At 45.2% G+C, this 15,283-nt stretch carries 11 protein-coding genes; 10 read left to right on the forward strand and 1 reads right to left on the reverse strand.

Features of this window, described 5'->3' with window-relative positions:
• The 9 genes from JKP77_RS02555 to JKP77_RS02595 form a co-directional block, all read left to right on the forward strand.
• On the forward strand, positions 1-701 hold a 701-nt coding region (locus JKP77_RS02555), incomplete at its 5' end, for a Tn3 family transposase (protein ID WP_218309653.1).
• A 1,145-nt stretch (positions 702-1,846) separates the two neighbouring features.
• Complete coding sequence (locus JKP77_RS02560; RefSeq protein WP_218309654.1) at positions 1,847-2,050, forward strand: hypothetical protein; 204 nt, start codon at positions 1,847-1,849, stop codon at positions 2,048-2,050.
• Between the two features lie 26 nt (positions 2,051-2,076).
• Entirely contained in the window at positions 2,077-3,366 is a 1,290-nt protein-coding gene (locus tag JKP77_RS02565; protein ID WP_218309655.1) for an EAL domain-containing protein, read from the forward strand.
• 99 nt (positions 3,367-3,465) lie between these two features.
• Positions 3,466-4,158: a hypothetical protein gene (locus tag JKP77_RS02570; RefSeq protein ID WP_218309656.1), complete on the forward strand. Its 693-nt coding sequence runs from the start codon at positions 3,466-3,468 to the stop codon at positions 4,156-4,158.
• Complete coding sequence (locus JKP77_RS02575) at positions 4,155-5,804, forward strand: type II secretion system protein GspD (protein WP_218309657.1); 1,650 nt, start codon at positions 4,155-4,157, stop codon at positions 5,802-5,804. Before JKP77_RS02570 ends, JKP77_RS02575 begins: the two co-directional genes overlap by 4 nt.
• The gene (locus JKP77_RS02580; protein WP_218309658.1) at positions 5,801-7,222 is read left to right on the forward strand and encodes a hypothetical protein; all 1,422 of its coding nucleotides are present in this window, start codon (positions 5,801-5,803) and stop codon (positions 7,220-7,222) included. Before JKP77_RS02575 ends, JKP77_RS02580 begins: the two co-directional genes overlap by 4 nt.
• Positions 7,219-8,031, forward strand: a complete 813-nt coding sequence (locus tag JKP77_RS02585; RefSeq protein ID WP_218309659.1) for a hypothetical protein — start codon at positions 7,219-7,221, stop codon at positions 8,029-8,031. The genes JKP77_RS02580 and JKP77_RS02585 overlap by 4 nt, the downstream gene beginning before the upstream one ends.
• Positions 8,032-8,042: 11 nt before the next feature.
• The gene (locus JKP77_RS02590) at positions 8,043-9,599 is read left to right on the forward strand and encodes an ATPase, T2SS/T4P/T4SS family (RefSeq protein ID WP_218309660.1); all 1,557 of its coding nucleotides are present in this window, start codon (positions 8,043-8,045) and stop codon (positions 9,597-9,599) included.
• On the forward strand, positions 9,596-10,672 hold the full coding sequence (locus JKP77_RS02595) for a hypothetical protein (RefSeq protein WP_218309661.1): 1,077 nt from the start codon (positions 9,596-9,598) through the stop codon (positions 10,670-10,672). Before JKP77_RS02590 ends, JKP77_RS02595 begins: the two co-directional genes overlap by 4 nt.
• Positions 10,673-10,693: 21 nt before the next feature.
• Here JKP77_RS02595 and JKP77_RS02600 read toward each other — a convergent pair whose 3' ends face one another.
• Positions 10,694-11,938 carry a response regulator gene (locus JKP77_RS02600; RefSeq protein WP_218309662.1) on the reverse strand — a complete coding sequence of 415 codons (1,245 nt, stop codon included), beginning with the start codon at positions 11,936-11,938 and terminating at the stop codon, positions 10,694-10,696.
• A gap of 186 nt (positions 11,939-12,124) precedes the next feature.
• Between JKP77_RS02600 and JKP77_RS02605 the strand changes: the two genes are divergently transcribed.
• On the forward strand, positions 12,125-15,250 hold the full coding sequence (locus JKP77_RS02605; protein ID WP_218309663.1) for a response regulator: 3,126 nt from the start codon (positions 12,125-12,127) through the stop codon (positions 15,248-15,250).
• The last annotated feature ends 33 nt before the right edge of the window (positions 15,251-15,283 follow it).

Raw genomic sequence — 15,283 nt, forward strand, 5'->3', positions numbered from 1 at the left:
GTGTCAATCATGTTAACTTCGCCTTACTGGATCTATGCGGTTACAGTTTTGCACCGCGATACGCGCAGTTCAGTAGTGTCATCAATGATCTGTTTGACGTAACTGAAAATGAACACGGCGGCACCAACCTTGCCCTGAAAAAGCCCATCAGGACGAATGTCATCGAAACGGGATGGCAGGATATTAGGCGCATTGTTCTGTCACTTCAGACAAAGCGAACGACACAGGCAATGCTGGTAAGAAAGTTGTCTGGTTATCCTTCGGGGCACCCGACATTACAGGCGCTGACGGAGTATAATCGACTGGTCAAAGCGCAATATTTACTGGATTACATAGACAATGCCAGTTTGCGGCAGTACGTTCAGCGTGCCCTTAACCGGGGAGAAGCGTGGCACTTCCTGAGACGGGCTATTGCGTCGGTGAATGGCGATCAGTTCCGAGGCAAAAACGAGAGTGAAATCGCTATCTGGAATGAATGTGCAAGATTGCTTGCCAACGCGATCATCTACTTCAACTCCGCGATACTGAGTCATCTGCTGGGACACTTTGAAGCGAGAGGAGATGAAGAGAAAGCGGGTATCACTCGTGCTGTTTCGCCCGTTGCGTGGCAAAATATCAACTTAAGCGGAACGTATAACTTCACTAATACTGGGAAATTGCCCAATATTGGCGAAATAACAAGGCCGATAGTGGATGATTAGGCTCCAAGCTGAAAGTAAACCACCTCCGCAGCCATTTATTGGTGTGGTCTACAGAGGATTATGTCTTTTTAGAGGGGAAAATCCCTAGAACCCCTGATTGGTAGATTTTTGTAGCGATAAAGAGAAGCGTAAATGCGCCAACGCTGATGAACAGCAAATCCAGAATCTCACCTTTCCGGGCCCGTGCAAAAGTGCGAATCCCAACAAAACAGTGCCGGCCAATGCACAGAGGTAGCTCATCAATTTGCTACGTGTGCTGGGCTCAAGCTTCAAGTTGGTATCGTTCTGGCAATGTACTAGGGAATGAGTCTGATACGTGGTCCCTGTTCGCTTTATAGGTGAAGGAAATAGGGAAGTGTCGCGTTGAAGCATACGAATTATCTCCAATATAGAGTTGCACATATACTACCACATGTGCAGCTTTAGTCACTCGTAGCATGGCTATCATCAGGTCTAATATCTTTGCCCCTAGTCCTGAGAGCAAGCTCGGCTGGTTGGGGCAGCAGCGTCGAGACCTGGGGGGCCAATAAAGTTAGTGCATTTACAATATAGTTGGCGCAAATTGTACAGTGTAACAATAAAGCTGACGCAAATTGTGTGGGTAAAATAAAGTTTGCCCAATATCAGCGGGAATGAGGAAAAAAACTTCCTCATCTTTGCCCCTAGTCCAATAGCTACCATACCACATTGGCCGTCTCTTCGAATCGGCGTCCTGCTAAACCCCTCAGCGCTTGCGCTGAGCCGGCCGTAATTCTGTCGTTGTAGCATACAACAGATTAACATTGGGCATAAAAATAGGGTTCCTTCTTGGTGTAGTTTAAGGACTGCTTAACGGTCGAAAAGGGAAGGGGCTATTCGTTTACAAAAGATAGGTTACCTTAATTATTAGTGCCTGATTGCTACTTATAACTACGTTTGCTTGTCACCATTTCAACCCTCTGGTTGGCGGCGGAGCCGCCAGTACGGTCTAGCAGAGAGGCACTCGGGTTGGTCGAAGAGCGATAAGAGGATGGATGACCCTCAGGACTAGGGGCAAAGATGATAGTCATGGCGAAACTTTTCTTAAATTGAGCGTAACCTTGTATGGATCTAAAGATATTCTTTGTGCATAATCGTGGTGTCAATTATATCTTCGGAGATTTTCAATGTTGCAAACTAAAGGTTCTTTCGGCGGACTTGTGGCCATTGTGGCGCTCATTGGCCCTATTGCAGGTGTTGCTGTTGGTGCAATCGTCCCTGAGCAAAAGCCCACCTCCAGCAGTCAAATTGAAACGTCGGATGAGAGTCTGACCGCTGACAAATCCAGACCTGTCGAACCGGTCGTCAAAGAAACTCCGCACGTCAATTAAATATGCACTAGAACCGGGGTAATTGAATGCAGACAGTCGCTAAGCTCTCCCATAACAACGTCGATAGTTTTCGCCGGTGTGTTAATAAATACATTCGTAATATGCGTAGGGGTAGCTTAGTGCTGGTGGACTTAGATAACTTCAAGCAGGTTAATCACCTCCACGGTAGCCTTTTCGGTGATGCTGCGCTCCAGGAGGTAGGCCAACGTCTTGAAAATGTTCTGATCAATCATTTTCCCAGTTCTCAGTGGCTACATTATTCCGGCGATATATTTCTTATTTTTATCGAGCGAGCTATGAGTAGAGAAGATGCCGTTCACATCTACACATCGATAAATAATTCGCTTAGCCGCCCAATTGATATTTCTGGTATGCAGGTGGAACTGGGCTCCCGCTTGTCAATAGCGAACGCGGTTGCCGGTTCTACAACTTTCGATAACTTGTTAGATGGCGCGGAATTTTCGCTACGATTGGCAAAACAGGATGGAGACCGGTTTGCGATGGCCGACAATACCATTCCGACGCAATTCAACAGTCGTTCAGGTTTTCGGAAAGCGTTTAACTCCGCTGTAGTTTCAAAAGCACTGAGGTTTTACTTCCAACCTAAATACAGCCTCGAAAGTGGAGAAGTCATCGGAAGTGAGGCGCTGGTTCGCTGGCATGACGAAAATGAGAAACCCTATCCTGTCAGTGCTGTGTTGGAATCAATGGATCACTACGGCATGAGTAACGATTTTGCCATCTATACGCTGGACTACGTCATAGATTTCCTGGGCGAGCAAATAAGGTTAGGGTCTCGCCATCCAGTGAGTATCAATCTAGATATCAAACAACTCACGAATAGCAGCGTTATTTCATATTTTCAGACTGTTGCTGCGAGTAAACCTGAAGTTGTGGGTATGCTTGAAGTGGAAGTAACGGAAGATAACCTTTTCGAACGGCACAGAAACTCATTACGAAACCTTTTGCTGTTACGCCAGGCAGGATATCGATTATCCATCGATGACTTCGGCAAAGGTTACTCTAACCTGAAGCGGATTATCGAGATCCAGCCTAACACGATTAAAATCGACAAGGTTTTTGTCGACTCAATTGTAGACTGCACGGTAACGCGCCAAGTCATTTCAGCAATGGTACAGATGCAGTTGGCAAATGGTAGCGGGTTAATAGCAGAGGGCGTTGAAACCGAAGAGCAGGCCGAAATATTACGCCAAATAGGCGTCAAATCTGTCCAGGGCTTTTTATATAACCCACCACTTCCCCGTGAATCATATCTAAAACTCATCTCTGCGAACTCTACAGAACTGCCGGCATAAGATTCTTCACGCGATTCCCCCGCTTAACCCTTTCTTAAATAATGCATATCATATATAGTGTGATTCATATTAGTGATTAACTAACGATTCGAGGGATACATGAAATACAAGCCTCTAGCGCTGCCAGTGTTGTCAGTGTTATTTGTTTTGGCGGGTTGTGTGAATACACCATCGACCACCAAGCAAAGTCCAACTAAAGAAAGTGAGTCCACTCGTCTGCACGATAGCAGTGGGGGGGATACTCAGTCTGACAATACTTCAGGCTCCCATGAGGACGAATCAAAGGCGGTTGAGCCTATTGCTCAGGATGGCAGAAATCAAGTACATAGCTCGTCAGAAAACAAAGCCTCTCAAGCGATTTTGACTCCTCCTGATGATGCGCTTGCCCCTGAGCCCTCCCCACGATCTGATAAAGACGCACTCCCAAAACCAGTTTATTTGCTTATGGACAGTTGGTGCGACAACAGAGAAAAGCATGAATTTGCAACTCGTAACGATACGTTCGCCGGTTTCGTTCTCAAAAAAGGGACGCTCTCTGGCAATATCGAGAGATTTGTCGCGACAATGTATCCAGATTCTAATGGCCTGATTGCAAAAGTCGGAAGGCATCTTGTAGCCGGTGATACCTGCATTACCGCAGCAACTCCAGACATCCTGATGCAGCAAATCATTGAGCCGTACTATGCGGGCACAGTCCCTATTGTATTCGCTACCTTTAAGAACGACTTTTATGCGCTGTTTTACAAGGATGATCCTGAGTTCGTTAGATATCGGGTGGGAGTAAGAAAATGAGAAATCGTACTGCATTAATTGCCCCCGCAGTGGTGTTGTTATCCGCCTGCCAATCCATAACGTTACCTAGTGAACTTAAGGAAACGGTGCACAAGGAGCGTGAAGCTTATGAGAATACGCTCGCTACTTACCAAGAAACGCCTAACATCTATCACTTCGACGCGTTTTATGTTCCACCGCTAGAAGAAGGAGAGCGGTCGCTACCGGACTGGTACTTTAAACAAGCTGCTTATCAGGCCCGATCTTCAACAATTGGTAAAATTTCGCGGTTCTTGCAAATGAAACATGGATTCTCGATTGAGTATCGTGTGGGAGCTAAGCCTGAGAGACCGGTGACCGGGTTGCTGCATGCCCAGACGGTAGGTGACGTCTTGGATGCAATCCGCTCATCAACCGGTTATCAGTACGACATTGTGGATAACACTTTGGTCTGGAAAAAGTACGCTGAGGAAGTTTTCCCAATACGGGCTATCCCCGGTCAATATGAATACTCAATAGGTAAACGAAATGCCAACCAACAGGGACAAAATGGAGGTTCCGGAATGGGAGGTAGTGATAGCAGTTTTGCGCAGGCAGGTGCGGTATCGAATACCGGTGAAGAGTATTCAAACGTTACAGGGTCTATCAACCCGATTAAGGAATATTTAGAGGGAATCGAAGCTGTCTTAGGTTGCAGCGATAATTTTGATACCACTGAGAATAATCAAAGTAATGCCTCGACCAATACTGCCGGTACCGGGTCTCAAGCTCAGGAAAATTTACTGGGTCTGGTGTCACCCGGAAGCCAGGTGATTAAAATTCAAAGTAACGCCGAAAGAAAGTGGCGCTGTGAGGAAGGCGCTGAAGTCAAGGCATTTGACTCAGACAACTCCATCTATGTTCGAGCTCTCCCTAGCCAAATGGATTCAGTGCGTACGTTTGTTAGAAACAAAACCGATCGCTCAATGCGAAGCGTTCGGATTGATATAACACTTTTAACGGTAACAACTAAAGACTCGTCAGCACTGGACTTACAAGTCGATATTCAGGATTTGGTGAACGGTGGTGAACTTGCCTGGTCGACAGCAACTAACTCGGCTCAATCTTTAGTCGGGGGTTTAACTACACCTGGCAGTGTTTCGCTAAATTATGAAAACGGGACTCAGGGCTTGATACAAGCGTTGGAAGAGAATGGAGATATTCTGCAAAAGACCGTTATTCGTGGCATGGCGTTGAATAATCGCATAGGGAATTTTACGAACGTCGACAAAGTTAGTTTCATTGCTGATAGAAAATTGCAAACGACTTCCAATGTAGGGGCGACAACTGGCATTGAACAGCAAGTGGCTGAGTCTGGGATCCTGTTGTACATGCTTCCAAATATCGGAAAAGACGATGTCATGGTTCATATGTCCAGCTCTTTATCTGACTTGGTCACTATTACCAAAAAAGGGGAAGTGGGCAATGAGGTAGAAAGTCCCCAGATTTCAGACCGGGTATTCAATACCACTCTGGTTTTGGAGCCGGGGCGTCCGATCCTCGCTGCTGGGAGCACGGTGCGTGAAATTCAAGCAGTATCAGCCACAAGCGGAGTTTCTGGCTATTCACAGTCTGCTCAAGACAGAAACACTGAAATTTTGATGATTGTGGAGGCGGTCTTCTTATGAGTGAGAAGTCATATTCGCTCACAGTTTGTCAGAAAACCGTCCCTTTCGTCTCCGCCAAGGGCTTGAAAGAAGCCGTAGGGCAGATACTGAAAGAAGGAAAGCCTTACGGCCAATATATCGAGCACGACAATACGTTAGTAGTTTTTGGCGCCACTTCCACTGGGCCAATGGTCGCTGCCTCAATTTACCCTGACATAGTCCAATACGAAACCTGTTTAGTCGTGAGCATTGAAGGAACGCAGTGTTATTTTTTGGTTCTCAAGGACAAGACTGTCATTGATGAAGTGTTTATCGATACTGTTGACCCTAGTCCTGCAGAGGTTTTAAAGCTCAATATAATTTTTAACCGCCTGGGCGCCTCGCCTGTAATTCTGTCTAACATAGCGCCTGATGAGGGGCCTGAATTGAAGTTTGCAGGTGAAGTTACTCTCCCGTTTCCCGGCGAGAATGTAATTGTAATCCCCAAGCTGAGTGAAATTTTTACAGCCCAAAACCTTGTCCAGGCTGAAGAATTGAAAAAATTGGCTTTCCAAGGCCATCCTTTGAAAAAAAGATTTTATTACTCTGTTGCTGTGGGTGCACTCGCGGTAGTCCTTGTCTTTACAGATATTATGTTGCAACAGGCAGATAAGGAGGCGGTTACCACCGCGGTTGCCCGAGATATCTCAGAGAGAATAACCAATAAGCAGAACGCTCAAACACCGGATTTCAGTGTACTCGCCGACTGGTACACTAAAACCAGCGTTCGTCCGCTCCCTGTTCTCCGAGAAGTAAATAAAGCAATGAGAAGAGCACAGCTCATTGATGGGTGGGAAATTCATGAAGTTGAAGCCAAGCGCTTAAAGAACTCTATCGTTGCCCTATCGCTAAAACTCAAGGAGGAAGCGGGAGGGAACTTCGCACATTTGACTTCCTTCGCTAATGCGCATCAGTGGCAAATAACGTTCGAAAACAACATAGCCACACTCATAAAACCAATCAGCACTGAGCCACTTTTTAGAAACTATGCCCGGTTCCATACCGGCAGTTTCGAAAAATACATTACTGACGCGACAAAAGACTGGTGGGACAACCCCAACATTGAGATATCTGATTTCAATCCTGAAGCATCCGACGCACAGGCCAGCGAAAACGATATTGAAGATGAAGTGCCCGTGAGGACTGGTCCCAAAGGCTTATCCGAGAGACTTATCTCACTACAAATTGATGACTTCACTGCTTTTGATGTCGCATCAATCGGCGCACTACTAGACGGCTATCCATACGCCTTTGAAAAGATACTGCTCAGTAGAGAAGGGAAAAACTCTCCTTCAAAACGGCGCAGCGAAAGGGAAGAAAATAGCAATCAATCACCCGGAGACTTCCCCGGGTATACCGCGACAATGAGCTTTACAATTGCAGGAGTTACATCACGATGAAAAATGAAAACCAAGTTGACAGTACAAAGAAAATTCAAAGCAAAAAATCTGTAGCGACAATTTTCAAATTAATCGTCATCGTAGGTGCAATAGGCGCATCAGCTCTGCAATTTTCGGGTATACCAGTCATGGGCAAAATTAAAGGGCTCTTGCAAAGCGAATCTGCCAACGATAACGACCTTGAAGCAAGGTTATCAAAGTTGTCGGCAGGTGAGCCTAAAGCCACGAAAGTTTCGGAAAGTGTAAGCGAAAGAGCAACACCAACACCAAGTAACCGAAGTGTGATCAGCCACCAGCCACCCGTAAAACCTAATACCGTTTCATCTGAACAGGCCGAAAAAGTGCCAGACTTTGTGGTTGCGCCAGATTATAGAACGGCAATAGCAGCAGCGAAGATGCTGGAGAATGCCCTCAATCCAGAAGTTGAAAAAAAATGGATAGAGTTGAGATTACAGTTGAATGCTGAGCGTGAGCGCACTCGTGTAGCTGAAGCCCGACTTAAGCGGGTTACCGCCGAACATAAAGCCGCCGAACTCCACCAGCAGACACTGGAGATCGAATCGGAAATTAGAGGTGATTCGAAAGTTGCTGTTGAAAGCCCTGAGGCCGCAAGCAGAAAGCATGCGGGCTCAGTCAAAGTCACAGCTATTGCTGGGAACACAGCGGACCTACTCGTTAATGGCCAGTATTTGGAAAGCCTAAGTACCGGTTCTTACGCCGGCGCGTATTTAGTTAAATCGGTTAACTCTGAAAATGGCTGTGTCTCTTTTGAAACAGCCACTGGCTCTGATTTTTCCTCGTGTATTTAAGGATGGCTTAGATGTCTCTCGATCTTAGTGCTGCATTTCAGTTTATTGCCAGTGTTGATGACATAAGCGAATTCGATGAATACGATGTCTCACCGTTACACGAAGAAAAAATAGTTCCACTAACAAGAAGGCACTCCGTAACCGCGCTTTTCTTTGACTCTGGAACTCTATTAGTCGACAACTTTGCTTATGAAAATCGATCATCTGCTGTCTTCATCTTGCTGGAAGACATTGCCAACTCAAATATTCACGTTAAGTCCGTAGGAATAGCGTCTGAAGAGAAGCTGAAGCGACTAATAAATGCGAAGGTGACTAAAGAAATTAGTCGGCCAAAAGAGATTGAGTTCGCTCAGTCAATTCATCAGTTTCAGAAGCTGATGCAGATGGCCTTCGACCTCAACTGCCAGGATGTTTATATACATTGTTCCAAAGACAAGGATTTGTCTTTTGCTCAATTCAAGGTTAACGACTCGCTTTTATCCGAAACTTTTCCGTTAAGCGATTACCAGTTTGGTGTATCGGTTTGTAGAGCAGCGTATGACGGCGGTCAGTCAGCCGGTGCAACCCGTGGCTCTTTCGATGAAGTGTCGCTGCAAGAAAAGCAAATCAAACATACCGTGTATAGTAACTCAGGGGAGATTGCAGCGAAGCTACAGTTGCGTTACCTGAAGATTCCAACTAGCAAAATGGGAGAACTGCTTATCAACATGCGTATCCAACGTGATGCGCTACGACTTGATGAGCTCGGTTTGGATGATGGTTTGTACAGCATCATCAAACAAAAGGTCTCTGCAGCGCGTGGCGGTATAATTACGTCTGGTCCCACTGGATCCGGGAAAACAACAACAATGTTCGCGGCTTTCTTAGAGCGGCCGAAGAGTGAAAAGTTATTCACTTACGAAGATCCAATTGAGATAGAAGCACCATCTGAGTTCACTAACGTTACGCAGATAACTATGGAAGCGGACCCTTCCGAACAGATGAGGGCAATTAACCGGATGAACCCAAACGGGGTTTACGTGCAGGAGATGAGGGACCCAGCCTCTGCGAAGTTCGCATTCGGGATGATGATCTCAGGGATCCCGGTTTTAACGACATGTCATGCCACATCTGCCCCAGGTGTAGTCGAGCGGTTGCTTGAATTGAAAGTACCAGTACAGAACATTGTGGCAGACAAATCCTTATCATTACTGATGTCACAAGTATTAGTGAAACGCCTGTGTCCTAGATGCGCGATAACATTGAATAGCCTTGAGCAAGAGGATGCTGAAAGGTTTTCGATTGTGGCAGCCAAGGCCAAAGCCTTACACCTTTCACTGAGTGGTGAAATGATGATTAGATGTGAGCAGGGCTGCTCCAGCTGCAAAGGTACCGGAATAATCGGACGCAAGCTGCTTATTGAATACATTGAGCTATCCGACGAGGACAAAGACTTTATTATTCGTGGCGAGTTTGTGGCCTGGAGGAAGTATCTTCGCACAACGAATTACAACCCAATTGATAAACAGTGCTATGAGTATGCTCGAAAAGGCATGATGTGCACTCAAGATATGCTGGAGTATTTTTGATGGAGCTGACACACCAACTGGAAGCTTTTGCGTTTTATTATAAGCGAATAACATTCTTTAAACTCCCGCACCAAATCGAATACATTAAGCAACTCGCATCGTATATGGATAACGATGTGAATATACTTCAAGCGCTCGATTACACCGCAGAAGCTTATGAGCTGACTTACGGCGCCGATCATGTAGCTGTTGAGATTAGCTATGAGATTAAAGCTGCCTCAAACAGCAAGGAAGGCTACCAGGCAATAATCAAAAAATACTTTCATCCGGATATTGCGGTAGCATTTGAGCTCATTAGATTTAATAACCAAAGTATCGAGCAGGTGAAAGAAGTTGTAGGGTTGATTGAGTCAGAGAAGGGTTTGAAAAAGCAGGCGCTGTCTCAGCTCATGGTTCCATTTACCATCTTTATGGTTGGACTGATGACATTGACTGCTGTTGGCGGCTTCATCCTTCCAATGATAGAAGCGAGGACTGACGGAGTTGTAACCGGGTTCGAAGCTGATTTCGGCAGGGGGTTATGGTTTGTTTTTAGTAACTTTTGGTTTGTATTGGTACCGGCCCTCGCAACACTCGTCGTTTTTTACACTAGAATCCAAAAAAACTGGACAGGTAAGGCGAGGGAGAAAGCCGATCAATTCTGGCCATTTAGACTTTACCGGCAGTTCTGCGGATTAAGATTCTTGACTCTAACTGGGCTGTTGAAGCGCTCAGGCTGCGAAGATAACGACGCATTCGAGTTAATCAGTCGTTATGCATCACCTTATTTCCGTTCGTATTTAGAGCAGTATGCTAGTGCTTTCCTGATTGGGGAACCAAGGAGTAAATACTTTGGGCACGGATTGCTTGATAAACTCCAGATAATTCGATTAAGGCGATTTTTTAGCGGCGTTAACGACACCGTGTTTTCAAATGCCGTAATTGCCGTATCCAAACAATCAGAACAAGATATTATACTTAGCTCAAATAAAGTCGTGATGCGCTGGCAACTTGCTTTAATGGTATTTGGGTTCATTTTCGGAACCCTTGGCATAGGGATCGTGATTGATGGAGGGGTGCTTTTGGCGGACTAACGTCCACCAAAAATGCTTCGGTCAGTGTCTGTCAGCGTGTTCTAAGGCTTTCTCCACGAGGGCCGAGGGGGTAGCGCCATCTTCAGGGAATGTGGCGCTACCAATATTGACGTTCAGAGTCATATCTTCACCCATATGGTATATTTTTTCGTTCGAAGCAGCTGATACGCGCTGTTGGAAATCTTCTATTGAACCAGCATTACCATTGCACATTGAGATGATTAAGAACGTTGTATCATCAAGCCTTCCAAAGCTATCTTCTGGGGCTAGACAACGCTTGATAGACTTGGAGAATTCAGTTACACAATCTGCCATAACCCCGGGCCCATGAGTGTCTGTTAAGAGGTTTCCGTTGGTTACCTTAATGGCAGTAACAATAACCGTATCACCTAATTTGGAACCGTTAAGAGCCATGGACATAGCATGCTGGAGTCGGTCTTGTAATAAATCTGCGGAAGGCAAGGTTGTCTCTTTATCGTAAAGTGAAACAGAGGAGACAGGCTTGAGAATGTGGACGGTGCCGGCCACGTCGCCATTCTTTGAGTAAATCACTTTCACGCCAGAGATAACTTTCTGCTCCAGACCTTCTCTGTTTAGCAGGGTATATGCAATAGGGGCAGAAATATCTTTAAGATCAGATAACGCTTTCTCAACCTGACTTTCGACCAGATTTCCATTCCCATCTAACAACTCAATGAACTCAGAAATCGGCTTCTTATCAAACTCTAACGCCGTATACCCAACCAATTTCTTGGCAACTGCATTACTCAAAAGAATGTTTCCACTCTTGTCAGTGAGAAAAACTGCCTCGCCAATTGCGTTAAGCATGGTACTCATTTGAGTATTTTTAATAGATAGCTCAGACTTTGAAAGCGCTATTTCCAAGTGGTTACTGACCATGTTATAGCACAGGTGCAAATCTATGGGCTTAGTGATGAAATCCATACCTCCCCGGGCGTAGGCATCACTCTCAATGTGACCATCACCACTCGCAGCGGTAGCATTATCCTCTGATGTGATAAAGACCACTCCAACTTCAGGCAAGTATTTGCGGATTTCGTCAGAAACTTCGAAACCATTCATACTATCGAGGTTCAAATCCATAAGGATTAGGTCCGGCTTGAACTCTCTGGCTTTTTTGATGGCGTCACTGCTTGACGAGCTTGACTCAATTCGACCGAGATTCTTTACGGCCTGACGCAAAGTCATCACTGAGACTTCTTCATCGTCAACAATCAATATTTTTGCGTCTCTATTGTGCGTCATACTTGTACCTAATTCGGGATCTTTAATTGCATATGATAACTACTTTATACATGATACACTAAATGAATTAGGATTCTAACCTCAAACACATTAAACATTAAGTGCGTACGAAACATGGGATATACAGTAAGAAAAACCAATATTATGTTCGCACTGATATGCTCTCTCTCTGCCGTTGGCATTCCCATGGCCACAGCTCTTTACGACAATCGCCTGGAAGCTGAACTTACCGAGTCCGTGAGCGAAGCAGGAAACAGACTAATATTGGAAACCAGGGAAACGAACTCTCGTTTTCTCCAGGAGAAGCGATCCAAGCTTAGGATCTTATCCGGCGCTTCCGGCCTGAAACAGGCATTTTCAAAAGGCGGTAGGTCCGAAGAACTACTTACAGAATCCATTCTTGATAATCGAGATTTGATGCCGGAGCTTTTGGCTTACAAAATACTTAACTTGGACGGGGACTCCATAGAGGGCACTTTGCCTTGGGGTGATAAATATTACTCGCAGTTCATGCCATCGATTAAAAAGTATATTGAAGCATACGAAAAAGAGCCTAATTTTCAACCGAGTATCATGCCGGTAATAATGGTAAACGCAGAACCAGTCTTGGGTATCGTAATGCCAATCTATACGACCGGAAAGGGCGAGTTACTGGGGCACTTCGTCGCGTTTTTCGATTTCCAGCCACCGGTATACAAAAATAACATTGAATATGGACAGACAATCACTCTCGATGTTAGCGGTAAACTCATCGCTAATGCAGGAAGTGCGATCACGGAATCTTGTCAGCATCCAGGTTGCAATTGGTTTGACTCTTTTCAAAATGCTCCTTACAGCCTTTTTGATTTTCCCGTGTATATAGCGACTGATTCAGCAGATGAATATATCTTTATGGTGACCAATTCGACTAATAGCTGGGACAACCCAGTTCTTTCGAATGTCATCATCATTGATGCCACGATGTTACTAAAACAGAAAAACAACAAGACTATTGTGTTTTTCTGTGCACTTTTGACGCTGCCATTATTACTTATCTTTGCAATTTGGGCTGCCCCTAAGATCCGCCAGCATCGCCGTTATATGGACGAAAAGAAGATCATTGTCGATACGATGCCAAACGGTTTCATTTTGCTGGACAGTGAGTTCAAAGTAAAAGATATCAATAATGACGGCCAAAAGTATTTGTCTTTAATGAAGGCTGACGTACTGCCGGGTAGGTATTTGCCAAGCGACTCTAAACTGCGTGGTTACATAGATGAGTTTCTATCCGCAGGCACTCAGAGGTTTATCTATAAAGTAAACAACACCGACACCCCTAATACGTATTTAAAGTTTTTATTAACGTACTCGCTCAGAGACGACGAAATTAACTACTTTACCTTCAACATACAGGATGTGAGTGATGAGAAAGAGCGAGAAGAAAATCTAAGAGAAGAAACCGAGACTTTGAACGAAATGGTCAGGGTTAGGACCGCGGAGCTGGAAGAAGCATTGAAGGAAGCAAAAGATATTAATCAGATGAAGTCAAACTTCGTTTCCTCAGTCAGCCACGAGATGCGCACTCCGCTAAATGGTATAAAAGGAGCTGTAGAGCTCATAGGCACCGAAAACCTAAGCTCAAATCAACTGCGCTTCATGAGCCTTATTCGTTCATCGAGCTATAGCTTAATGAGGCTTATCAATGACATCCTCGACTACTCTAAGATGGAATCTGACAGGCTTGAACTTGTCGACAGAGATTTCGATATCGTAAGGGTCGCTGACCGGGTATTAGAAGCATCGTCAATTGAGAAAAAAAATGGGGTGTCGCTCGTTTTAGATGCGGAGGAAGTCGTATTCTCTAGTGTGCGTGGCGATCCTCTCAGGTTTGAACAGGTACTTACCAATTTAGTTAGTAACGCAGTGAAGTTTACCCGTTACGGAAGTATTACTGTCTCACTTCGCGCCCAATCTGGGCCAGAATATACGACAGTTCTTGCTCGTGTTACTGATACCGGCACAGGTATTCAAGAAGATAAGTTAGAAAGTATATTTGACCGTTTCTCTCAAGGTTCAAAAGAGGTGCAGGTCAATCATGGAGGTACCGGCCTTGGCTTAGCAATATCCAAAGGACTATGTCAGCTACTGGGAGGAGACCTCAAAGTAACGTCGACCTATGGAAAAGGTTCAACTTTCGTCGCCAGCTTTCAGTTTGAACGCCCCGTAATAAGTACAACTCAGAGTGTCCAACCGACAAAGGTCTATATACCCCACTACCGCAACCAAGATATTGAAAGTTATATCATAATGCGCTTACGTAGGAATGACTTCGAATTTATACAGGAAGACTATGATACCGCTGATGGGACTCTTATCTTTCATCAGGACAGCAACCAGGTAATTAACGTCGCCCCACTTCCAAAACCAGTCGTTGTTATCAGTCAAGGAAAGCCATCGATTGTCGGTGGTGAAGCTCAATTCATAAGCTCGGACTATATCGCTATCCCTCAAATAAAATATAATTTGATGGGGTTAGACTCAAACATTCAAAATGAAGAAGAGAGTGTTCTCTTAAACTCCCGGGATTATCAGCAGGCCAAAGTTCTTGTGGTTGATGATAACGAAACAAACAGAATTGTTGTAAAAGGTCTTCTTGAGCGCCTGGGGTGCGAAGTGGCAACGGCTGACGATGGTAAGCAAGCCGTTGAAAAGGTCTTCAAGTCAGAACCTGATGTAGTGTTGATGGACTGCCACATGCCCGAAATGGACGGATTCACAGCGACGAAAGCTATTCGTAGTTCCGGTGGTTTTGATGACCTGCCAATCGTAGCATTGACTGCTGCTGCGATGGCTGGAGAGCGTGAGCGCTGTCTTAATGCTGGCATGAACGAGTATTTAACTAAACCGCTTGTACTTGAAGATGCCATCGTAGTATTGGATCGTTTACTCGGACACGACAGTCTTCACCAAAGCGCCGCGTTAGAGCGTCTCGAGAAACCCGATGAATCTCCTGTGCTTTTGACGTGGGACAAAGAGGGAATGTATCGCCGACTTCATGACCTAACTGAACTCATCTCCTCTGTCAAAGAGAGCTATAAAAACCGATGGCAAAGCCGGCTGGCAAAGATCGAAGCGGCTTATGTAGATGGAAGCGCCGAAGAGTTGAGAAAAGAAGCGCACGGATTTAAGGGACTAGCCAAAGAGGTATCAGCAATAAGACTTGCCGAACACCTCCGCAAAATGGAGGTCGAGGCCACAAAAGGCCATGTGGATGATGCTGATCTGATTTTATTGAAAGATGAAATTACCAAATTCAATTCTGAATTTTTCTAAAACTCCGAACGCCTATCATCGCCTTGCGAACGT

The sequence above is a fragment of the Alteromonas antoniana genome, from assembly GCF_019249295.1.
In the GTDB taxonomy this organism is placed as follows: Bacteria; Pseudomonadota; Gammaproteobacteria; order Enterobacterales; family Alteromonadaceae; genus Alteromonas; species Alteromonas antoniana.